This is a genomic window from Cellulosimicrobium arenosum, from assembly GCF_014837295.1.
Classification (GTDB): Bacteria; Actinomycetota; Actinomycetes; order Actinomycetales; family Cellulomonadaceae; genus Cellulosimicrobium; species Cellulosimicrobium arenosum.
The window spans coordinates 1-20,854 of record NZ_JACYHB010000007.1; the positions used below are offsets into that span (position 1 = coordinate 1).

General features: G+C 73.3%; 21 protein-coding genes and 1 tRNA gene. 13 read left to right on the top strand and 9 right to left on the bottom strand.

The window, feature by feature from the left end:
* Positions 1–129: 129 nt before the first annotated feature.
* A complete protein-coding gene (locus IF651_RS09810; protein ID WP_191828941.1) occupies positions 130–1,377 on the top strand; it encodes an aromatic acid exporter family protein in 1,248 nt (415 codons plus the stop codon).
* Positions 1,378–1,411: 34 nt separating this feature from the next.
* On the opposite strand, the gene IF651_RS09815 is transcribed toward IF651_RS09810, so the two are convergent.
* On the bottom strand, positions 1,412–1,669 hold the full coding sequence (locus IF651_RS09815) for a hypothetical protein (protein ID WP_241744324.1): 258 nt from the start codon (positions 1,667–1,669) through the stop codon (positions 1,412–1,414).
* Positions 1,670–1,738: 69 nt separating this feature from the next.
* Here IF651_RS09815 and IF651_RS09820 point away from each other — a divergent pair, with 69 nt between their 5' ends.
* Positions 1,739–2,218, top strand: coding sequence for a MarR family transcriptional regulator (locus IF651_RS09820; protein ID WP_191828942.1), 480 nt, complete (start codon positions 1,739–1,741; stop codon positions 2,216–2,218).
* 22 nt (positions 2,219–2,240) lie between these two features.
* Here the strand turns inward: IF651_RS09820 and IF651_RS09825 are convergent, their stop codons facing one another.
* Positions 2,241–2,939 (bottom strand): HAD-IA family hydrolase, encoded by a 699-nt coding sequence (locus IF651_RS09825; protein WP_191828943.1) that lies wholly within the window; start codon positions 2,937–2,939, stop codon positions 2,241–2,243.
* Between the two features lie 128 nt (positions 2,940–3,067).
* Between IF651_RS09825 and tmk the strand changes: the two genes are divergently transcribed.
* Both tmk and IF651_RS09835 read left to right on the top strand, forming a co-directional pair.
* A complete protein-coding gene (gene tmk, locus IF651_RS09830; RefSeq protein ID WP_191828944.1) occupies positions 3,068–3,778 on the top strand; it encodes a dTMP kinase in 711 nt (236 codons plus the stop codon).
* Positions 3,775–4,911 carry a DNA polymerase III subunit delta' gene (locus IF651_RS09835; RefSeq protein ID WP_191828945.1) on the top strand — a complete coding sequence of 379 codons (1,137 nt, stop codon included), beginning with the start codon at positions 3,775–3,777 and terminating at the stop codon, positions 4,909–4,911. Before tmk ends, IF651_RS09835 begins: the two co-directional genes overlap by 4 nt.
* A 27-nt stretch (positions 4,912–4,938) precedes the next feature.
* Here IF651_RS09835 and IF651_RS09840 read toward each other — a convergent pair whose 3' ends face one another.
* Together IF651_RS09840 and IF651_RS09845 are read right to left on the bottom strand one after the other, a co-directional pair.
* Positions 4,939–5,928, bottom strand: a complete 990-nt coding sequence (locus IF651_RS09840; RefSeq protein ID WP_191828946.1) for an LLM class F420-dependent oxidoreductase — start codon at positions 5,926–5,928, stop codon at positions 4,939–4,941.
* 94 nt (positions 5,929–6,022) lie between these two features.
* Positions 6,023–6,400, bottom strand: coding sequence for a PLDc N-terminal domain-containing protein (locus IF651_RS09845; protein WP_338403886.1), 378 nt, complete (start codon positions 6,398–6,400; stop codon positions 6,023–6,025).
* Positions 6,401–6,897: 497 nt separating this feature from the next.
* Here IF651_RS09845 and IF651_RS09850 point away from each other — a divergent pair, with 497 nt between their 5' ends.
* The 4 genes from IF651_RS09850 to IF651_RS09865 all read left to right on the top strand — a co-directional run bounded on the left by IF651_RS09850 (position 6,898) and on the right by IF651_RS09865 (position 10,530).
* Positions 6,898–7,281: a hypothetical protein gene (locus tag IF651_RS09850; RefSeq protein WP_191828947.1), complete on the top strand. Its 384-nt coding sequence runs from the start codon at positions 6,898–6,900 to the stop codon at positions 7,279–7,281.
* A gap of 117 nt (positions 7,282–7,398) precedes the next feature.
* Positions 7,399–8,946 (top strand): alpha/beta fold hydrolase, encoded by a 1,548-nt coding sequence (locus tag IF651_RS09855; RefSeq protein WP_191828948.1) that lies wholly within the window; start codon positions 7,399–7,401, stop codon positions 8,944–8,946.
* Between the two features lie 100 nt (positions 8,947–9,046).
* Positions 9,047–9,122: transfer RNA gene (locus IF651_RS09860), tRNA-Thr, on the top strand.
* A gap of 763 nt (positions 9,123–9,885) precedes the next feature.
* Positions 9,886–10,530, top strand: a complete 645-nt coding sequence (locus IF651_RS09865) for a hypothetical protein (protein WP_191828949.1) — start codon at positions 9,886–9,888, stop codon at positions 10,528–10,530.
* Between the two features lie 219 nt (positions 10,531–10,749).
* Here the strand turns inward: IF651_RS09865 and IF651_RS09870 are convergent, their stop codons facing one another.
* Positions 10,750–11,628, bottom strand: a complete 879-nt coding sequence (locus IF651_RS09870; protein ID WP_191828950.1) for a hypothetical protein — start codon at positions 11,626–11,628, stop codon at positions 10,750–10,752.
* A gap of 101 nt (positions 11,629–11,729) precedes the next feature.
* A complete protein-coding gene (locus IF651_RS09875; protein WP_191828951.1) occupies positions 11,730–12,341 on the bottom strand; it encodes an alpha/beta hydrolase family protein in 612 nt (203 codons plus the stop codon).
* A gap of 79 nt (positions 12,342–12,420) precedes the next feature.
* Between IF651_RS09875 and IF651_RS09880 the strand changes: the two genes are divergently transcribed.
* Positions 12,421–12,912: a hypothetical protein gene (locus IF651_RS09880; protein ID WP_191828952.1), complete on the top strand. Its 492-nt coding sequence runs from the start codon at positions 12,421–12,423 to the stop codon at positions 12,910–12,912.
* Between the two features lie 11 nt (positions 12,913–12,923).
* Here the strand turns inward: IF651_RS09880 and IF651_RS09885 are convergent, their stop codons facing one another.
* Genes IF651_RS09885 through IF651_RS09895 form a run of 3 tightly spaced genes read right to left on the bottom strand, consistent with a single transcriptional unit; the run spans position 12,924 to position 14,944 of the window.
* Entirely contained in the window at positions 12,924–13,253 is a 330-nt protein-coding gene (locus IF651_RS09885; RefSeq protein WP_191828953.1) for a cupin domain-containing protein, read from the bottom strand.
* Positions 13,250–14,170 (bottom strand): universal stress protein, encoded by a 921-nt coding sequence (locus IF651_RS09890; protein WP_338403887.1) that lies wholly within the window; start codon positions 14,168–14,170, stop codon positions 13,250–13,252. The genes IF651_RS09885 and IF651_RS09890 overlap by 4 nt, the downstream gene beginning before the upstream one ends.
* Before the next feature lie 42 nt (positions 14,171–14,212).
* Positions 14,213–14,944, bottom strand: a complete 732-nt coding sequence (locus tag IF651_RS09895; protein WP_338403888.1) for a hypothetical protein — start codon at positions 14,942–14,944, stop codon at positions 14,213–14,215.
* A 271-nt stretch (positions 14,945–15,215) separates the two neighbouring features.
* Between IF651_RS09895 and IF651_RS09900 the strand changes: the two genes are divergently transcribed.
* The 4 genes from IF651_RS09900 to IF651_RS09915 all read left to right on the top strand — a co-directional run bounded on the left by IF651_RS09900 (position 15,216) and on the right by IF651_RS09915 (position 20,828).
* Complete coding sequence (locus IF651_RS09900; RefSeq protein ID WP_191828955.1) at positions 15,216–17,783, top strand: ATP-dependent Clp protease ATP-binding subunit; 2,568 nt, start codon at positions 15,216–15,218, stop codon at positions 17,781–17,783.
* A 224-nt stretch (positions 17,784–18,007) separates the two neighbouring features.
* Positions 18,008–18,970, top strand: a complete 963-nt coding sequence (locus IF651_RS09905) for an amidohydrolase family protein (protein WP_191828956.1) — start codon at positions 18,008–18,010, stop codon at positions 18,968–18,970.
* Positions 18,967–19,764, top strand: coding sequence for an SDR family oxidoreductase (locus IF651_RS09910; RefSeq protein WP_191828957.1), 798 nt, complete (start codon positions 18,967–18,969; stop codon positions 19,762–19,764). The genes IF651_RS09905 and IF651_RS09910 overlap by 4 nt, the downstream gene beginning before the upstream one ends.
* An 8-nt stretch (positions 19,765–19,772) precedes the next feature.
* A complete protein-coding gene (locus IF651_RS09915) occupies positions 19,773–20,828 on the top strand; it encodes an aldo/keto reductase (RefSeq protein WP_191828958.1) in 1,056 nt (351 codons plus the stop codon).
* Positions 20,829–20,854 lie beyond the last annotated feature (26 nt).

Below are 20,854 nucleotides of genomic sequence, written 5' to 3' on the forward strand. Positions count from 1 at the left end.
GACGTCCACCGAGACCTACCGCTGTCTACGACGCCAGCTCGCCCGCACCGTCTACAACACCCTCAACCACGGCATGGCAGCGGCACCCGACGCAGCCATGCCCGCCGCCGCTTGACATAGGAGATTCACGTGGACGACGTGACGCCGGACGAGAACGCCGGGCCGGGCGCGGCGGAGGACACCGGGGCGAGGGGGCAGCCGGTCGGCAGCGTCCCCCGCCTGGGCCAGGCCGTCCGCCTCGTGCGGCAGGGGCCCGTCGGGCGCGCGGCGACCGGGGGCTACCGGCACTGGGCGCTGCACCCGCAGTGGTCGATCGCCGCGAAGGGTGCCGTCGCCGCGGCGCTGGCGTGGTACGTCGGGCTCCTCGCTCCCGAGCCGTTCTCCGACTACCCGTACTACGCGCCGCTCGGGGCCGTGGTGGCGTCCACGAGCACGCTCGTGCGCTCGGTGCGCGAATCGGTCCAGGCGACCGTCGCGATCCTGCTCGGGGCCGCGATCGCCCGCCTGGTCGACCTCGTGCTCGTCCCGGGCGCGCTCTCGATCGCGGTCGTGGTGGGCCTCGCGCTCCTGGTCTCGGGCTGGGCGCGGCTCGGAGACATGGGCTTCTGGGCGGTGACGTCGGCGTTGTTCGTGCTCATCATCGGCAACACCGACAAGTTCGGGTTCGTCGGGGCGTACGCGGGCCTGGTCGCCGTGGGCGCGCTCGTCGGGGTCCTCGTGAACCTCGCCATCCCGCCCCTGCCGCTCCTGCCGTCGGAGGTCGCCATGGACCGGCTGCGCGACACCCTGGCGGCCCAGGCCGACGACCTCGCCGAGGGGCTCGAGCAGAACTCCCCGCCGTCGCGCGAGGAGTGGGAGGAGCGTCGGCAGGCCGTGGACGCGACGCTCGGGCAGGCCCGCGTCGCGGTCGCCCGCACGCGGGAGGCGACCCGCGCGAACCCGCGAGCACGCCGCTACCGGGAGTGGGCGCGGGCGCAGGTCCGTCGTGGCAGAGCGCTCGACGAGTCGGCCGACGTGACGGACACGCTCGTCCGTCTCGTGGCGGAGTGGGAGAACGCCGGGCGTGACGACCTCGCGCTGGGACCGCACCTGCGGCCCGACGCCGCGCGTGCGCTCCGGGCCTATGCGGACGCGCTGCGGGCGCCGTGGTCGCCCTCGTCGGACGAGCGCGGGGCGGACACCCCGAGCGAGAACGAGACGCGAGGCCGGCTGGACGACGCGACCGAGGGACTGCGCCGCGCGGTGCGGCGCTCGCGGCAGGGGGTCCAGGCCGACGGTGACCTGGACCCCCAGCACGACTACTTCGTCGCCGGAGCGATCGTGCTCGCGCTGCGGCGGGGCCACGAGGCGCTCGGACGCGGACTGGACGCGGTGTGAGCGACGACGGTGTCCTCGACGGTCCGTCCCGGCTCTACCCGTGCTGCCGAGGAGTGCGACCGACCGAGGACGGTTCCGTGGGGCTGACCACGTAGCTGCGCCCGTCGGGCCCGGTGACCCGCTCGAAGCTCGTGCGCAAGGCTCTCTCCCGTTCGCGCTCGAGCTCGGACACACCCCGGCCGTCGGCGTCGAGCCGGCTGATCTGTGCCGGACCGAGGATCGGGAGGAACCGGACGATGATCCGCGTGCGCAGCGGCCGGTCGTCGGCCTTCCTCGACCTGCGTCTCGTCATGCCTCACCTTCCTTGGTGCACCAATGGTTGGCACCCCAAGCATAGCCCGTTCGCGGTTAGGCTGACCACGTGACCGAGAACCCACCGGACCACGGGTCCGTCGACCCGCTCAGCCTCGAGGCTCAGGTGTGCTTCGCGCTCTCCGCGTCCGCGCGGGGGCTGGTCGCGCTCTACCGTCCGCTGCTCGCGCCGCTCGGTATCACCCACCCCCAGTACCTCGTCCTGCTCGCGCTCTGGGAGGACGACGCCGCGAGCGTGTCGACGACCGTGACCGCGCTCGCGCACCGGCTGCACCTCGATCCGGGGACGCTGTCCCCGCTGCTCAAGCGACTCGAGACGATCGGCTTCGTCGCGCGCGAGCGCTCCGCCGAGGACGCGCGACAGGTGCGGGTCGTGCTCACCGACGAGGGCCGTGCGAGGCGCCGGGACGCCGAGCGCATCCCGCCCGCGATCGTCGCGGCGACCGGGCTCGGGCTCGACGAGCTCGCCCAGGTGCACGCCGCCGCGTCCAAGGTCGTCCAGGCCGCCGTGCGGGCCGGCGTCTACTGACCCGCTCCCGCCTGCACGCGGTTCAGGCGTCGACGATGCGGATCCCCTCCGGCCCGGTGACGAACCGTACGACCGCGAGACCGGTCGCCACGGCGTCGGGCGCGGGGTCGGTGCCCGCGAGCTGGTCCGCGGTGTGCGTGCCCGTGACGGCCAGGACCGCGCAGCCGGCGGCGCGGGCGGAGGTGATCCCGGCCGGGGCGTCCTCCACGACGAGGCATCGGGTCGGGTCGACGCCGAGCAGCTCGGCGCCGAGCAGGAACGGGTCCGGGTCGGGCTTGCCGTGCGCGACGTCGTCCGCCGTGACGACCACCGGAGGAGGCACGAGCCCCGACGCGGCCATGCGGGCCGCGGCGAGCGGACGCGTGCACGAGGTGACGATCGCGTACCGCCCGAGCGGAAGCTCCGCGAGCACCCCCAGGGTCCCGGGCAGGATCGTCACGCCCGCGTTGTCGGTCAGCTCGAGCTCGTGGAGCCGGTCGAACGCGGGCAGGACGCGGTCGGGGGGCAGGAGCTCGGCGATGACGGTCCGAGCGGGCGTGCCGTGCGGGATCACGAGCTCCTCGGGTCCCGTGATCCCGTGCTCGGCCGCCCAGCGCCGCCAGCTCCGCTCCACGGCCGGCACGGAGTCGATGAGCGTGCCGTCCATGTCGAACAGGACGGCGTCGAACGTGCGGTCCGCGAACGCCGCACCGGGCGAGGGCAGGAGGAGGGGATCCGGCATCCACCGAGCCTATCGCCGGCCTCTCACCAGCCTCTCACCAGCCTCTCGCCGGCCTCTCACCGGCCCGTCCTCGCGGCCGTCGCCCGCCCGACCGCCACGTGTCCGACGTCGCCGCTATCGTGGTCGCCGTGAGCGCACCCGGGTACTTCATCTCGTTCGAGGGCGGCGACGGCGTCGGCAAGTCCACCCAGGCGCGGCTCCTGGGGCAGTGGCTCGGCGAGCTCACGGGGCGGGAGGTCGTGCTCACCCGCGAGCCGGGCGGCACGGCCCTCGGCAAGGAGCTGCGCGCCGCGGTCCTGCACGGGCAGGACATGGGCGCGCGGACGGAGGCGCTCATCTACGCGGCGGACCGGGCGCACCACGTCGAGAGCCTCGTGCGGCCCGCGCTCGCCCGTGGTGCCGTCGTCGTCACGGACCGCTACCTCGACTCCTCGGTCGCCTACCAGGCGGGCGGGCGAGAGCTCGGCGCCGACGAGGTCGAGCTGATCTCGCGCTGGGCCGTCCAGGACCTCATGCCCGACGTCACGGTCCTGCTCGACCTCGACCCGGCGGAGGCGTCGCGGCGGATCCGCCGCGAGCACGACCGGCTGGAACGTGCGGGCGCCGACTTCCACCGCCGCACGCGTGCTGCGTTCCTGGCCCGGGCCTCGGCCGACCCGGACCGCTGGCTCGTCCTCGACGCGACGGCGTCGATCGACGACCTCCAGGCGCAGATCCGGGTCGACGTCGTCGCGCGCCTCGCGCTGACCCCGGTCGTCGGGGAGGTGGAGGGCTCGGTCCGGTCGGAGCCCGACGACGGCCTCGACGAGCCGGACGTCGTCGAGGCGCACCCCGCATGAGCGTCTGGGACGACGTCGTCGGGCAGGAGCAGGCCGTCGCGACGCTCCGCGCCGCCGTGACCGACCCCGCCGCGATGACCCACGCGTGGTTGCTCACCGGACCACCCGGCTCGGGCCGGTCCAACGCCGCGCGCGCGTTCGCCGCCGCCCTGCAGTGCGAGGAGGGCGGCTGCGGGCGCTGCCAGGCGTGCCGCACCGTGCTCGCCGGGACGCACCCCGACGTCACGCTCGTCGCGACCGAGCTCGTGACGATCAAGATCGAGGAGGTCCGGGACCTGGTGACGGTCGCGAGCCGCACCCCGTCGCAGGGCAGGCGCCGCGTGATCGTGGTGGAGGACGCCGACCGCATGGTCGAGCGCACCACGAACGTCCTGCTCAAGGCGATCGAGGAGCCCGCGCCGCACACGGTCTGGATCCTCTGCGCACCCAGTCCTCAGGACGTGCTCGTCACGATCCGCTCCCGGTGCCGCGGTGTGGTGCTGCGGGTGCCGCCCGTCGAGGCCGTGGCCCGCCTGCTCACCGAGCGGGACGGCGTCGAGCCCGTGCTGGCCGAGCAGTGTGCGCGGGCCGCGCAGAGCCACATCGGCCTCGCGCGGCGACTCGCCCGGGACGCGGGTGCACGCGACCGACGCAGCGAGGTGCTCGCGCTCGCGCGCCGGATCCGGGGCGTCGGGGACGCCGTGCTCGCCGCGGGCGACATGGTGGACGTCGCGCAGTCCGAGGCCAAGGCCGCGACCACCGAGCGTGACGCCGCGGAGAAGGTGGAGCTGCTGCGCGCGCTCGGCGCCGTCGACGGCGAGACGCTGCCCCCGCGCCTGCGCTCGCAGGTGCGCGAGCTCGAGTCGGACCAGAAGCGCCGGGCGACGCGCTACCAGCGCGACGTGCTCGACCGCTCGATGGTCGACCTGCTCTCGCTCTACCGCGACGTGCTCGTGGTCCAGCTCGGCGCCGAGGTCGAGCTCGTCAACATCGCGATGGCCGACGCCGTGCGGTCGCTCGCGCAGGACTCCACGCCCGAGCAGACGGTGCGGCGCATGGACGCGATCGGCGTCGCGCGCGAGCGGCTGGGTGGGAACGTGGCCCCGCTGCTCGCGGTCGAGGCCATGGCGATCGCGCTGCGCCCGCAGGGCTGAGCCCGGCCGACGGGCGCAACCCCGCGGTCACGACGACGGCGCCGCCGCGCGCAGCGCCTCGAGCAGCGGGCCGGCCGCCTCGTCGAGGAACCGCTGCTGCGACTCGTCGCCGATCTGGACGAGCGCGACGTCGGTGAACCCCGCCTCCCAGTAGGCCGAGACGGACTCGACGATCGCGTCGAGGTCCGGTCCGCACGGGATGGACTCCGCGACGTCCTCGGGCCGGACGAACGCGCTCGCGCGGCGGAACGACTCCGTCGTCGGCAGGTTGGCGTTGACGGGCCAGCCGAGCCCGAACCAGCGGAACTGATCGTGCGCACGACGGACCGCGGCGTCGCGGTCCGGGTCCCAGCAGATCGGGATCTGACCGATGGCGCGCGACGGGTCGAGCGACGCGTCGGTGCGCAGCGCTCCCCACTGCTCCACGAGCTCGGCCTTCGGCTCGGTCGCGATCAGGTGGTCGGCGACGGTCGCGAACTGGCCGACGGACTGCTCGCCGGACACCGCCACCCCGATCTGCGGAGGAGAGTCCGGGAGGTCCCACAGCCGCGCGGAGTCGACGTGGAAGTGGTCGCCCACGTAGGTGAGGAGCTCGCCCGTGAACAGCTCGGTGATGATGTCGACGGCCTCGGCGAGCATCGCGTGCCGCTCGTCCACCGCGGGCCACCGTTCGCCGACCACGTGCTCGTTGAGATTCTCACCGGCCCCGAGCCCGAGGGTGAAGCGACCGTCGGAGAGCACCCCGAGGGTGGCGGCCTTCTGCGCGACGACGGCCGGGTGGTAGCGCACGGTCGGGCAGGTCACGTACGTCATGAGGTCGACGCGCTCGGTCGCGTGCGCGACCGCGCCCAGCACGGACCACGCGTAGCCGGAGTGGCCCTGCGTGTCGAGCCACGGGAAGTAGTGGTCGCTCGACACCTCGAAGTCGAAGCCGACCCGCTCGGCGGCCACCGCGTACTCGACGAGCGACGCGGGGCCGGACTGCTCGGTCATGAGGGTGTAGCCGAATCTGGTCATGCTCCGAGCGTGGGACGGGCCGGGGTCGCCCGCACGTCGTGCGGCGGCCCCGGCCCGTCGTGGGCTCGCGAGGAGCCCTGGTCGTGCCTCGGCGTCAGGCGAGCGCCTTCGCCTTGAGCTGGTCGAACTCCGGCTGCGAGATCGTCCCGGCGTCCAGCAGGGCCTTCGCGCTCGCGATCTGGTCGGCCGGCGAGCTCTTCGTCGCGACGTCCCGGATGTACGAGTCGGTGTCCTGCTTCGCCGCGGCGACCATCGCGGCCTGGCGGCGGGCCATCCCGCGCCCGCGCGCGATCAGGTAGATCAGCGCGGTCAGGACCGGCAGGAAGATGAGGAAGATGATCCACACGGCCTTCCACCAGCCCGACAGCTCCGTGTCGCGGAACAGGTCGGCGATGATCTGGAAGAGGACCATCAGGTACGCGATGAAGAAGAAGCTCCAGACGAGGAGCCAGAAGTACTGCCAGAAGTCCACGGCGGGGCCGCCCTTTCTCGACGTGCTCGGGTGCGCGGCGGGACGCCGCGCATCAGGGTCTACAGCGCAGAACCTAGCGGTTCTCTGCACGGGACGCGCACTGGCACGCCGCCCTTGTCCGCTTCGTCACACGGCATCTGCGCCGATCTGGGTGTCTCGTCCTATTGATCCCGTGTCGCGCACCCGACCCGGTGCGCCGAAGATGGAGAGCAGGAAGCCGACGACGACGAGGAGATCCCGTGGAGCGACGTCCGGGTACGCCGACCTGGCGCGGGCGGCCGGGTCGATCCGGCGCGCAGGCGCGGCGGGTCCTGCCTCGGCGAGGAGCGGGGTTGGTCTGTGCGGTCTGCGTGGCGTGTGCTCTGGGGGCGTGCGCGTCCCCGACCGACCCCGGCGCCGAGACGCCCTCGGGCTCGACCACGACCGCGGACCCGACGTCCGAGCCGACGTCCGACGGCTCGGACGAGGGAGCAGGCCCGATGCCCGAGGCGGCGACCATGACCCTCGAGGCGGGCGCGCGGGGCCGCGGCCTCCCGCCGGGGGTCGACGGGCCGGCCGACGGCGGCACGGGTGCGGCATGGTCGGCGGAGCCCGGTCTGCTGTACGTCGTGACCTCCGGGTCGAGCACGTGCCCGCTCGTCGCGGAGCCGGACGCGTCGGTCCGCGAGGGCGAGGTCGTCGTCACGTTCGAGGACCTGCCCGACGGCCCCTGCACCATGGACTACGTGCCGACGACGTCCGTCGTCGCGGTCCCGGACGAGGTCGACGCGAGCACCGGGGTCACGATCGTGCTCGGGCGCGAGGGGACCGTCGCCGTGGGACCCGCGGTCCCCGGCGCGACCGGGGAGGCCACCTGGGTGGACGCGCCGTCGCTGCCCTGAGCCGGTCGCGGCCGCGCCGACGGCGCGTCGGCGTCTCGCGGTGAAGAGGCCGTGAAGGGCCCGAGGGCCTCCGGTCCGACGGCCGACCGGGCCGGCCCGAACCGCTACCGTGTCCGGGTGAGCTCACCCACCGTCCGGCGTGCCGTCGCGTGCGCGTCGACCCTCGTCCTCGCCGTCCTGGTCGCGTCCTGCTCCCCCCAGCCCAAGCTGCAGACGCCCGCGGACGAGGCCGGCTCCGCGCCATCGGGCACGAGCACGCCCGGGGGCGGCGCCCCCGAGGGGTTCGAGGACTACTACACGCAGTCCCTGGCGTGGGAGGACTGCGGCGGGGGCTTCGAGTGCACGACGGCGCGTGCCCCCGTGTCGTGGGACGACCCCGGTTCGGGAGACGTCGAGATCGCGCTCAAGCGGATGCCCGCGGCCGGGGAGCGGATCGGGTCGCTGCTCACCAACCCCGGCGGACCGGGCGCGTCGGGCGTCGACTTCGTGAGCGGCCTCGCCACCACCGTCGGGGAGCCCGTGGCGGACGCCTACGACCTCGTCGGGTTCGACCCGCGCGGCGTGGGTGAGTCGACCCCGGTCGTCTGCCTCGACGACACGCGCAAGGACGAGGCGCTGTCGCGGGACTTCGCGACCGACGCGGCGGGGCTCGAGGAGAGGGCCGCGGCGAGCGAGGAGTGGGCTCGGGCGTGCGACGAGAACACGGGTGACCTGCTGGGCGAGGTCGACACCCAGAGCGCGGCGCGGGACATGGACATGCTGCGCGCGGCTCTCGGCGACGAGACGTTGAGCTACCTCGGGTACTCCTACGGGACACAGCTGGGAGCGACCTACGCGGGTCTCTTCCCGGACCGCGTGGGCCGGCTCGTGCTCGACGGTGCGATCGACACCTCGCTCACCCCCGACGAGATCTCCGAAGGGCAGGCCGTCGGCTTCGAGAACGCGCTGCGCGCCTACGTCGCGGACTGCCAGGCCGGCGCCGAGTGCCCGCTCTCCGGTGGCACCGACGCGGGCATGGCGCAGGTGCGCGCGCTGCTCGACCGCGCGAAGGCGAACCCGCTCCCCACGGACTCCGACCGCCGCGTCACCCAGACGCTCGCGTTCTACGGCATCGCCCTGCCGCTGTACAACGACGCGAGCTGGCCCGTCCTCACCGAGGCCCTCACCGAGGCGATCGGTGCGGGGACGGGCAACAGCCTGCTGTACCTCGCCGACTACTACAACGACCGCAACCCGGACGGGACGTACTCGTCGAACTCCGCCGAGGCGTTCCGCGCCGTCAACTGCCTCGACGGGCGTCAGGACGACGACCCCGGGGCCATGCAGGACCAGCTCGAGCGGCTCGAGGAGACGGCGCCGACGATGGGCTCGTTCTTCGCCTACGGCGGGCTCGTGTGCGAGGGCTGGCCCTACCCGGCGGTGGCGCAGGACTTCGACCTGCACGCCTCGGGCGCGGCGCCGATCGTGGTGATCGGCACGACCAACGACCCGGCGACCCCGTACGTGTGGTCCGAGGGGCTGGCCGACACGCTCGACTCGGGCGTCCTGGTGACCTGGGAGGGCGAGGGCCACACCGCCTACGGTCGGTCGAACGCGTGCATCGGCGACGCCGTCGACGCCTACCTCGTGGAGGGTACGGTGCCCGAGGACGGCCTCACCTGCTGAGCGTCCGGGTCCCGCCGGTCCGCTTTGGATTCTGGGTCGATCGCCAGGTACAGTTGGCGATCGTTGCGCCGGACCGCGAGAGCGGCTCGTACCGCAGCACGCCGCCTTAGCTCAGTCGGTAGAGCGATTCACTCGTAATGAATAGGTCATCAGTTCGATTCTGATAGGCGGCTCCATCAGTGCAGGTCAGGCCCGGTCCTCGGACCGGGCCTCTTGCGTTGCCGGACATCGACCCACCGAAGACCCACCGCTCTCAATCCGAGAGGCGCTGCCGGACGTCGCTCTCACATCCGGCACTAGGTCGGCGGTCTCGACGTAGTGCCGGGTCGTGATCGGGTGTGAGCCGGGCCGCAGCGTCGCCGGTCGGCAGCTCCCGATAGCCGACTGTCGCGACCGTCTTGCGGAACGTGTGCGGCGGCGCCCACTTCCATGCGCCGTTTCGCTCACGGAGCATCCGCCACCTGCCCACGGCTCAGCGCCAGCGGGACCTGCGCGACCACACCGCTGGAGGCTGACGGTCACCCACGACAAGACTGAGACCAGCACGACGGCAGAGATCACGTCGAGCACCATCGACGCACTCTGCCGAGAGGTACACGGACTCGGCGTCCGACTCAACGGATTCCCGAACCCGATGCCGGCAAGAGTGCCGAGCCGCGGTCGTAGACGGAGTCCTGGTCAAGGTCCCCGAGTGGTAGATGCCGAGCTGCAACCTCAAGTCGTCGCTTCCCGCGCAGGCGTACGCCCTGCGAGGCGACCAAGGCGAACGACACAGATCCCAGCGAACCCCAGCGGGAGTAAGAGGAGCAGCCCGATGCTTGTCCACCCACTCGTCGCGCCCGAGGGGTGAATCTCCGGTTTCACCCGGTATCGACGACCTCCTCGCCATTGCGGTGCGGCACCCTCGTTGTACACCTGCACTGAAGGAGAAAGTTGATCATGACCACCCCGTCCGTTCCGCCTCCGCCGCCCGCTTCCAGCGTCGCCGAGTCCCCGGCCTCGCTCAACCAGAAGCGCGGCCGCGGTGGCACGGTGGCCGCCCTCCTCGCCCTGTTCCTCCTCGTGACGACGATCATCGCAACGTCGCTCTGGATCTGGAACTACAACAGCGCCAGGTCGTGGGAGGAAGCAGCGGCGGATGCCCGTGTGGAGCGCGATGTGGCCGAGAGCGAGCTCGCTGGCGCCGAGAGCAAAGCCGAGACGCTCGAGGCCGCGTCCAGCACCATGCGGGACCAGATCAGCACGCTCGAGGGCGAGGCGGCAGGCGTGGCCAAGCAGGCGGCCGACCTCGAGGAGCAGGAGGCGCGGCTCGCGGAACGTGAGGCCGCGGTGACGAAGACCGAGGACCAGGTCGCAGCAACCACCATCACTGAGGGTGTCTGGACCGTTGGGGTGGACATCGAAGCGGGTAACTACCGGGTCAAGGAGTCACCAATCGATTGCTACTGGGCGATCTATACCACCGGCACGAACCAGGACGACATCATTCAGAACGACATCGTGACTGGCGGCATGCCCACGGTGACGATCCGCGAGGGCCAGGACTTCGAGAGCAACCGATGCGGCTCCTGGATCAAGCAGTGAGATCGTGTCGAGCGTTGGCGATGGTGCTCTGCACGACCATGCTCTCTGCGGGCTGTTCCGCGAGCTCTTCGGCGGCGCCTGGGTGACTTGCAGCAAAGGCATGGGCGAGCGTCTCGCGGCTCGATGCCGGTCCGCGAGGCTCTGGACCCACCGTCTACCGGCGGAATCGACGGGGTAAAGCAGGAACCGCTGGGAACGATCGTCCACCGGGCTCGTGCGTCAGCGAGCGCGGCGCAGGAGCAGCATCGCGCCGGCCGCAGCCGCGGCGAGGCCGCTCAGACCGACGACGGCGAGCGTCGGGAACGTGCCCGCCGGTGGGGGCGGGGGAGCCGCCCGTTCGTCGGAGCGCAGCAGGCGCTCCGCGCCGGTGGCCACCGGGTCGTCGGAAGCGGTCGTCGAGGCGGTGGCGGGCTCGGGTGTCGTCGGCTCGTCCGTCGCGGTCGCCGTCGCCGTCTCGGCCGGGCTCGACGTGGCTGACTCGGCTGACTCGGCCGGCTCGGTGGGCTCGGCGGTGCCAGGCGTCGCCGCCGGAGCGGGGTCCGCAGCGGAGGACGCGCTACCGTCCGCAGCGGCGTCGGCGGGAGTCCGGCCGGCACTGCCCGCGCCCGTGGGGTCGTCGACCGTGTCGTCGGGGTCGGCGCTGTCGGTGCCCTCGGGGGACGGAGCGACCTCCGGCGGCTCGGGCTCGACCGTCGCGACGGGCTCGGGCTCGGCGCCGGTGCCCGTGCACGCGGGCCGGTCCCCTGCCCACGCCGCGAACTGGTCGTCCACGCCCGTGAGGTGCACCCAGGCGATGCAGTAGCCCTCCTCGTAGGCCCGTCCGGGTGCCTCGAACGACAGATGGCCGTCGCTCGTGTCCCGGCGGGAGTACGTGTCGCCGAGGTAGCGGGGCCTCGAGCCGTCGAGCCTCGTGACGGCGTAGCCGAACCAGCCGCCGTCGTCGCTGAGGCGCGCGGCGTCGAACGACACGCCCTCGGCGGACACGACCAGCTCGCCGCCGCGGTCCCGGTCCGCCGCCGCGGCGGGCGCCGCGACGAGTGCGGCGAGCGCTACCGAGCACGCGATCGGCGCAGCACAGGTCGCGACGCGCATGCTCACCTCCGGGACGGTTCGGGTGGTCGGTCGCCGCACATCGTACGCAGTTCGGGCGCGGCCGTCGGCAGCTCGTCGCCCGGTCGGGACGCGCTCGGGCGACGTGCTCAGCCGACGGCGTCGGGCAGGTGCTCGAGCCAGGACACGAGCGCGCCGCACACCGCGGCGTCCTGGCCCCTGAGGTCGTGCGCGCCGGGCAGCTCGACCCGCGTGACGCGGCCGGGGATCGCCGCCGTGTGCTCGACGAGCTCCTCGGGGGTGGCGAACGGGTCGGTGCGGCCGGAGACGAACAGGACGGGGACGTCCAGGCCGGGCAGGTGCTCGGTGCGCAGCCGCTCCGGCCTGCCCGGCGGGTGCAGGGGATAGCTGATCAGGGCGAGGCCTGCGGCGGACAGCCCTTCGGCCACGGCCATCGAGCACATGCGCCCGCCGTAGGAACGTCCACCGAGCACGAGGTGGTCCGTCGTGGTGCCCAGCTCGTCGGCGAACGCGGCGGCCTGCTCGCGCAGGTGCGCGACGGCGACGGGTGGTCGGTCCGGCATGCGCCGGCCCGCGATCCGGTACGGGAAGTCGACGCGTCGCACCGGGACGGGGTCGGCCAGCGCGGCGAGCGCGTGCTCGATCGCGACGAGCGTGCGGTGGTCGCGGCCCGCGCCAGCACCCGGCGTCAGCAGGACGCCCTCGACGGGCCGGGCCGGCGTGCGCGGGGTGGCGTGCATGGCACCAGTCTTCCAGCCTGGTCGATGCGGCGGGGAGCTCGCGGTTGCCGGGACCGGCGCCGCGGCGCACGGTAGGCGCATGCCCGGCGATCCCTCCCTCGTCCCCACGCTCGTCCGTGCCGTCGCGCTCGGGGCTGCCGCGGGTGCCCGCGCCACCCTCGGCGTGGCCGCCCCCGTCCTGGCGTCGGCCGTCGCGCCCGGTGCGGGCGGGTCGGACGGCGCGACCGCCCGGTGGCGCACGGCGGGTCGCGCTGCCGCGGGGCTCGCGGTCGTCGGTGAGCTGGTGGGCGACAAACTGCCGCGCACGCCGAGCCGCCTGGAGGGGACCGGGCCGGCCGGGCGGTTGGTCAGCGGCGCCGTCGGTGGTGTGCTGCTGGCCCGACGCCGCGGGCAGGGCTCCGTCGCCGGGCTCGCCGCGGCCGCGGCGGCCGGCGCGACCGGCGCGGCCGCCGGGACGTGGGGCGGCGCCGCGTGGCGACGGCTCGCGGTGGACCACGGACGGGACTGGCCCCGCGCGATCGTGGAGGACGCGTCGGCGATCGCGCTGGCGGCCTGGGCGACGACGCGCTGAACCGGCGGCGCTCAGGGGCGGGGGATGCTCGTGACCGTCGTGAGCAGGAACGCGCAGTCCTCGAGGGCCAGGACCGCGTGGCGGTCGTGCGTGAGGACACGCAGCTCGCCGTCACCGAGCTCGGTGTCGCCCTCGAGCGCCGTGACGCGCACCCGGCCGGCGAGCACCTGGATCGATGCCGCGGGCGGCGAGTTGTGCTCGCCGAGCTCGGTGCCCGCGACGAGCGCGATGATGGTCTGGCGCAGGGGTCCGTCGTGCGTCACCACCTCGGCGCTACGGCCGTTCTGCGCGGCGCGTGCGCCGGTCAGGTGGGCGTCGGTGAGGAGCTGGACGTTCGTCATCGGTTCTCCGAGCTGTCGGGGCGCTCTCCGGACGGGTGCGTGGCGTGCGGCGGTCGGACGACCGTGACGGGGCAGTGCGCGTACTCCACGGCGTGGCGGGTGACCGAGCCGACGAGGAGCCGGTCGAAACCGCCGGCGCCGCGGTTGCCGAGCACGAGCCGACCGGCGTGCGAGGACGCCTCGATGACACCCTTCGGCGGGGTGACGTGCCGCACCGACCGGACCACGCGGTCGTCGGGCAGCCCGACGCCGGCCGTGTCGAGCACCTCGTCGAGCCGCACGGCGGCGAAGCGTTCGTAGTCGTCGATCGGTGGTGCCCACCCCCACGAGTCGGGGAGCGGTGCGAGCGACGTGATCTGCCAGCAGAGCAGGACCTCGAGCGCGGCTCCGGTGCGGAGCGCGACGGCGGCCGCGTGCCGCACGGCGTGCACGGAGGTCGGGGAACCGTCCACCCCGACGACGACCGGACGCCCCGGCCCGAGGCCCGGGCCGCGGACCACGGTCACCGGCACGGTCGCGTGCTGCACGACGGCGGACGGGACCGACCCCAGCACCAGCCGTCCCAGCCGTCCCCGGCCCGTGCGCCCGACGACGAGCGCGTCGGCGGGCCCGGCGTCCTGGGAGAGCCGGAGGAGCGTGGCCGCCGCGTCGCCGCGCGGTGCGTGCGCGGTGGCGTCCACCCGGGCGGCGGGCTCGCCGGCACGTGCACGCGCGGCGTCGAGCCAGGCGCGGACCCGTTCGAGCCGCTCGGCCGCGACGTCCGCGGGGACGTCGGCTCCCGCCGCGCGCGGCCCGTCGTGCCAGGTCGGCTCCCACGCGTGCACGACCGTCAGCGGTGCGTCGAGGGACGCGGCCTCGCGCAGCGCCCAGTCGAGCGCGTACCCCGCCTCGTCCGACCCGTCGACACCGACGATCACGCCCTGCACGTCCTCACCCGGCCCCGCGGTCGCCCTCGGACGTCATCCGTCGCCCTGGAGGATGCTGCGCAGCGGGCGGGTGACCACGTCGACGCGGTCCACCAGCCCCCGCGGCCCCGAGACGACGAGCGCGCGCTCCGCCACCGGTACGTACACGGCCGCGCTCGCGCGCAGCACGAGCCGGACCGACGGGGCCGGTCGTCCGTCGACGACGAACATCGTCTCCTCGGCCGGCAGGGTGTCGACCTCCTCGACGATGGCCCGCATCGCGGCGCGGTACTCCGCGTAGGAGTCGACGAACGCGTCGTCGTCCCCGTCGTCGGGCAGCCCGCCGGAGGTGTCGCCCTGCAGCGGCGCGGCGAGCGCGCTGCTCAGCGCGGTGCGCACGACCTCGAGCACGTGGGCGTCGTCGCCCGGCCGGGAGTGCAGCGTCTCGACGTCCAGGGTCTCACCCGCGAAGGACAGGTAGGAGCGCAGGAACCGCTCCTGGACAGGATCGACGTCGTGGGCCGAGGCCCCCGTGAGGGTCTCCTCGTCCAGGTCGAGGCCCCACGTGAGGGGGTCCGCCACCTCGCCGACGGGGCCCCGGAAACGTTCGACGACCAGCTCCCACGGCGCCGCGCCGTCCGTGGGCTCGCGCCTGCGGCCCCCGCCGGCGCCCTCCGGTCCGCCCGGACCGGTACGACCGGTCGCCTCGTCCGGCGGCTGCTCACCGTGCTGCATCGCCTCGCCGCCCTTCGCCTCGGGGTCCGTGCCACCGTGCCGCGCGGGCACGCTGTCCGCGCGGCACGGGCAGGACCGTAGTGCCGAGCGTGCCCGTGCCGGGCGCCGCGGTCAACGTCCGCACGGCGTGTCGGACCCGGATCGTGACCGGAGCCCTCCCGCGGCTGCGTGCGCGAGGTCACGGGACGACCCCTCTTTCACGCCCCTGGCGAACAACGGCATACGGAGGGGGTGTGCCTGGTTCGAACCGCATAGAGTCAATGCGGTCAGGCTGTACCCGTCGTCCGGCGGGCAGGTGTACGCCGCTCGTGAGGAGCAGCACATGTTCGAGAGATTCACAGACCGAGCCCGTCGGGTCGTCGTCCTCGCCCAGGAAGAGGCGCGGATGCTCAACCACAACTACATCGGTACCGAGCACATCCTCCTCGGCCTCATCCACGAGGGTGAGGGTGTCGCGGCCAAGGCCCTGGAGTCCCTCGGGATCTCCCTGGACGGCGTGCGCACCCAGGTGACCGAGATCATCGGCGAGGGCCAGCAGGCCCCGAGCGGGCACATCCCGTTCACGCCGCGCGCCAAGAAGGTGCTCGAGCTGTCCCTGCGCGAGGCGCTGCAGCTCGGCCACAACTACATCGGCACCGAGCACATCCTGCTCGGCCTCATCCGCGAGGGCGAGGGCGTCGCCGCCCAGGTACTGACCAAGATGGGTGCCGACCTCAACAAGGTGCGCCAGCAGGTCATCCAGCTCCTGTCGGGCTACCAGGGCAAGGAGCCCGTCGCGGCGGGCGGGCCCACCGAGGGCCAGCCGTCCGGCTCCGCGGTGCTGGACCAGTTCGGCCGGAACCTGACGCAGGCCGCGCGCGAGGGCAAGCTCGACCCCGTGATCGGCCGCGCGCTCGAGATCGAGCGCGTCATGCAGGTGCTCTCGCGCCGCACCAAGAACAACCCCGTCCTCATCGGCGAGCCCGGCGTCGGCAAGACCGCCGTCGTCGAGGGTCTCGCCCAGGACATCGTGCGCGGGGACGTCCCCGAGACGCTCAAGGACAAGCAGCTCTACACGCTCGACCTCGGCGCTCTCGTGGCCGGCTCGCGCTACCGCGGTGACTTCGAGGAGCGCCTGAAGAAGGTCCTCAAGGAGATCCGCACACGCGGCGACATCATCCTGTTCATCGACGAGATCCACACCCTCGTCGGGGCCGGTGCGGCCGAGGGCGCGATCGACGCGGCGAGCATCCTCAAGCCGATGCTCGCGCGCGGCGAGCTGCAGACCATCGGTGCCACCACGCTCGACGAGTACCGCAAGCACGTCGAGAAGGACGCCGCGCTGGAGCGTCGCTTCCAGCCTATCCAGGTGGCCGAGCCGTCGCTCGTGCACGCGATCGAGATCCTCAAGGGTCTGCGCGACCGCTACGAGGCGCACCACCGGGTCTCCATCACGGACGACGCGCTCGTGTCGGCCGCGACGCTGGCCGACCGGTACATCAACGACCGGTTCCTCCCGGACAAGGCGATCGACCTGATCGACGAGGCCGGTGCACGGCTGCGCATCCGTCGCATGACGGCCCCGCCGGAGCTCAAAGAGCTCGACGACGAGATCGCCGACGCACGCCGTGACAAGGAGTCCGCGATCGATGCGCAGGACTTCGAGAAGGCGGCGAACCTGCGCGACACCGAGAAGCAGCTCACCGCGAAGCGCGCGGACAAGGAGAAGGCCTGGAAGTCCGGCGACCTCGACACGGTCGCAGAGGTCGACGAGGAGCTGATCGCCGAGGTCCTCGCGATGTCGACCGGGATCCCGGTGCTCAAGCTCACCGAGGAGGAGTCCGGCCGCCTGCTCAAGATGGAGGACGAGCTGCACAAGCGCGTCGTCGGCCAGGAGGCCGCGATCAAGGCGCTCTCGCAGGCGATCCGTCGTACTCGTGCGGGGCTCAAGGACCCCAAGCGCCCGGGTGGGTCGTTCATCTTCGCCGGCCCCACGGGCGTCGGGAAGACCGAGCTGGCCAAGGCGCTCGCCGAGTTCCTGTTCGGGGACGAGGACGCGCTCATCCAGCTCGACATGTCGGAGTTCTCCGAGAAGCACACGGTCTCGCGGCTGTTCGGCTCGCCCCCCGGCTACGTCGGGTACGACGAGGGTGGTCAGCTCACCGAGAAGGTGCGGCGCAAGCCGTTCTCCGTCGTGCTGTTCGACGAGGTCGAGAAGGCCCACGCGGACATCTTCAACTCGCTCCTGCAGATTCTCGAGGACGGCCGTCTGACCGACTCGCAGGGCCGTGTCGTGGACTTCAAGAACACCGTCATCATCATGACGACCAACCTCGGCACGCGAGACATCGCGAAGGGCGTCCAGACCGGCTTCAACGCGGGCGGCGACCTCGTGACGTCGTACGACCGCATGAAGGCGAAGGTCAACGACGAGCTCAAGCAGCACTTCCGGCCCGAGTTCCTCAACCGTGTCGACGACGTCGTGGTCTTCCCGCAGCTCTCGCAGGACGAGATCATCCAGATCGTCGACCTCATGGTCGCCAAGCTCGACAGGCGGCTGCAGGACAAGGACATGGCGATCGAGCTCACGTCCGCAGCCAAGCGGTTGCTGGCCGAGAAGGGCTACGACCCGGTGCTCGGGGCACGTCCGCTGCGGCGCGCGATCCAGCGGGAGATCGAGGACGTGCTGTCCGAGAAGATCCTGTTCGGCGACCTCAAGTCCGGCGAGATCGTGCTGGTCGACGCCGAGGGCGAGGGACTGCTCGGGGAGTTCACCTTCCGGGGCGTGCCGAAGGGCGAGCACGACCGTGGTCCGGTGAGCGTGGGCGCCACCGCGGCGCTCGACGCCCCGACCGGCGTCTCGGTGCACGACCTGCCGCCGACGGGGGAGCTGCAGGCCGGGGCGGAGTGAGCCACCCGGTCCCGGTCTCCCGACCGGCCTGACGACGACGGCCCCGGATCCTCCTGACGGAGGGTCCGGGGCCGTCGTTGTGCCCAGGGCTCCGGGCAGCTCGTGAACCGAGCGGTCATCGGCAGACCCTGCACCAATATGCCCGTTCTGCGGCTCATCTGACGGTCGATGCGCGCCATTCGATGCTATACATTGGATGAATCGTTAGCGCAGAGGAGGAACGGGTGCACGAGGTCGTGGACGCCCACCATCACCTGTGGGTGCGCGCCAGGACCCCCCAGGGCTGGATCGACCCCCGGTCCATGGGGGCGATCGACGCGGACTTCACTGCGGCGGACCTGCCCGCCCGTCGACACGGGGTCGCGTCGACGGTCGTCGTGCAGTCCGCGAGCCTGTGGTCGGAGTCCCGTGAGCTCCTCGAGACCGCCGCGTCGACCGCGGGTCGTGCCGCGAGGATCGACGGTGCGGTCGTCTGGGCGGACCTCGTCGCGCCTCACCTGGGCGACCGGCTCGCCGAGCTGTGCGCCGGTCCCGGGGGAGCCCACCTGGTCGGTGTGCGGTCGATGGTCCAGGCCGAGTCGGACCCTGCCTACCTCGATCGTGCCGACGTGCGCGCAGGTATCGCCGCCGTCGGGCGCGCAGGGCTCGCCTACGACCTCGTCGTGCGTGCCGATCAGCTCCCCGCCGCCGCGAGGCTGGCCGCCGCGCTGCCCGACGTCCGGTTCGTGCTCGACCACCTCGGCAAGCCGCGCCTCGAGCGCTCGGCGCCCAGCGGTACGGGAGGGCCCGACGAGGCGCGCGACGCCGATGACCACCTCGCGTCCTGGCGACGCGACCTCACCGAGCTCGCGGCCGCCCCGAACGTCACTGCCAAGCTCTCGGGGCTCGTGACCGAGGCCCGCTGGGACTCCTGGACGCTGCAGGACCTGCGCCCCGCCGTCGACCATGCTCTCGCCACGTTCGGCCCTCACCGCCTCATGTTCGGCTCCGACTGGCCCGTGTGCCTGCTCGCGTCCGGGTACGGGCGCTGGCTCACGACCGCGACCGAGCTGCTCGCCGGACTCTCCGACGCCGAGCGGGGCGCGGTGCTGGCCGGCACCGCGCGTCGCGTCTACGACCTCCCCCGCCCCGCGTCGTCGTCCCCGGCGACCGCACCCGAGCCCGCCACCGAGGAGGCACACCCGTGACGACCGCCGCCACACCGACCACCCACGATCCCCGAACCGGCGAGCTCGACGGCGTGCGCGCCCTCGTGACCGGCGGTGCCTCGGGGATCGGCGCCGCGATTGTGACGGCGATGCTCGCGCGCGGTGCGCGGGTCACCTCCGTCGACCGCACGACGCAGGGCGTGCCCGACGGCGCGCACGCCGAGGTCGCGGACGTGACGGACGACGCCGCCGTCCGCGTCGCGGTCGAGAACGCGGCCACCGCGATGGGCGGTATCGACGTCGTCGTCAACAACGCGGGCATCGGCGCACAAGGCACCGTCGCGGACAACGACGACGCCGAGTGGCTGCGGGTGCTCGACGTCAACGTCCTGGGGATCGTCCGGGTCACCCGCGCGGCGCTGCCGCACCTGCGGGCGTCGGGGTGCCCCGCGGTCGTCAACACGTGCTCGATCGCCGCGTGGACCGGGCTGCCCGCGCGCGCCCTCTACTCCGCGTCGAAGGGTGCCGTCCAGGCGCTCACGCTCGCGATGGCTGCCGACCACGTCACCGAGGGCGTCCGCGTCAACTGCGTCAACCCCGGCACCGTCGACACCCCGTGGGTCGGGCGCCTCCTCGACGCAGCGGCCGACCCCGCCGCCGAGCGCTCCGCGCTCGAGGCCCGGCAGCCGACGGGCCGGCTCGTCAGCGCCGAGGCCGTCGCGCACGCCGTCTGCTACCTCGCGAGCCCGCTCGCGAGCGCGACGACGGGCGAGGCGCTCGCCGTCGACGGCGGGATGCACAACCTGCGGGTCCGCCCGCAGGGGCAGTCCTGAGGAGCGTCATGACCACCACGAGCAGGGCACGCGGGGCTGCGGGGTCGTCGACGGCCGCCCGGACATCGGTCCGCGCGACGACGGTCCGCGACACCGAGGTCCGGCTGACGAGCCTCGGGTACGGGGCAGCGCAGGCCGGCAACCTCTACCGGCCGACGACCGACGCCGAGACCTGGTCGGCGTTCGACACCGCCTGGGACGCGGGGGTGCGCTACTTCGACACCGCCCCGCACTACGGCCTCGGGCTCTCCGAGCGTCGCCTGGGTACCGCGCTGCGTGACCGCCCGCGCGACGAGTACGTCGTCTCGACCAAGGTGGGCCGGCTCCTCGTCCCCTCGCCCGAGACCGCGCACGAGAAGGACCCGGACATGTTCGACGTCCCGGCCGACGTCCGCCGGGTCTGGGACTTCTCGCGCGAGGGCGTCCTGCGCTCGCTCGAGTCGAGCCTCGAGCGCACCGGCCTGGACCGCGTCGACGTCGTCTACCTGCACGACCCCGACGACCACTGGGAGCAGGCGTCGCGCGAGGCGCTCCCCGCGCTCGTCGAGCTGCGCGACCAGGGCGTCGTCGGCGCCGTCGGGGCGGGCATGAACCAGTCGGCGATGCTCGCTCGGTTCGTGCGCGAGACCGATGTCGACCTCGTCATGTGCGCGGGTCGGTTCACGCTCCTCGAGCAGCCTGCGCTCGACGACCTGCTGCCGGCGGCGGTCGAGCACGGCGTCGCGGTCGTCGTCGCCGGCGTCTACAACTCCGGTCTGCTGGCGCACGACGTCCCACCCGACGACGCGACCTACGACTACGCGCAGGCGCCCACCGAGCTCCTGGACCGCACCCGCCGCATCGCCGCGGAGTGCGCCGAGCACGGCGTCACGCTGCCGCAGGCCGCGCTCGCGTACGTCCGCGCGCACCCCGCCGTGGCGAGCACCGTCGTCGGGCTCCGGACCGCCGACCAGGTACGGCAGGCGGTCGACCGGCACACGACCACGGTGCCGTCGGAGCTGTGGCCCGCGCTCGTGGACGCCGGCCTGCTCGACCCCGGTGCCGTCCCCGCCGGGCTCGCCTGAGGACGGCGCGCACCCGACCACCGGTG

Coding starts and splice junctions, on each gene's coding strand:
- IF651_RS09815 (WP_241744324.1), bottom strand. CDS start 1,669: ATGACGAGACGCAGGTCGAGGAAGGCCGACGACCGGCCGCTGCGCACG.
- IF651_RS09825 (WP_191828943.1), bottom strand. CDS start 2,939: ATGCCGGATCCCCTCCTCCTGCCCTCGCCCGGTGCGGCGTTCGCGGAC.
- IF651_RS09835 (WP_191828945.1), top strand. CDS start 3,775: ATGAGCGTCTGGGACGACGTCGTCGGGCAGGAGCAGGCCGTCGCGACG.
- IF651_RS09840 (WP_191828946.1), bottom strand. CDS start 5,928: ATGACCAGATTCGGCTACACCCTCATGACCGAGCAGTCCGGCCCCGCG.
- IF651_RS09850 (WP_191828947.1), top strand. CDS start 6,898: ATGACCCTCGAGGCGGGCGCGCGGGGCCGCGGCCTCCCGCCGGGGGTC.
- IF651_RS09865 (WP_191828949.1), top strand. CDS start 9,886: ATGACCACCCCGTCCGTTCCGCCTCCGCCGCCCGCTTCCAGCGTCGCC.
- IF651_RS09875 (WP_191828951.1), bottom strand. CDS start 12,341: ATGCACGCCACCCCGCGCACGCCGGCCCGGCCCGTCGAGGGCGTCCTG.
- IF651_RS09880 (WP_191828952.1), top strand. CDS start 12,421: ATGCCCGGCGATCCCTCCCTCGTCCCCACGCTCGTCCGTGCCGTCGCG.
- IF651_RS09885 (WP_191828953.1), bottom strand. CDS start 13,253: ATGACGAACGTCCAGCTCCTCACCGACGCCCACCTGACCGGCGCACGC.
- IF651_RS09900 (WP_191828955.1), top strand. CDS start 15,216: ATGTTCGAGAGATTCACAGACCGAGCCCGTCGGGTCGTCGTCCTCGCC.
- IF651_RS09915 (WP_191828958.1), top strand. CDS start 19,773: ATGACCACCACGAGCAGGGCACGCGGGGCTGCGGGGTCGTCGACGGCC.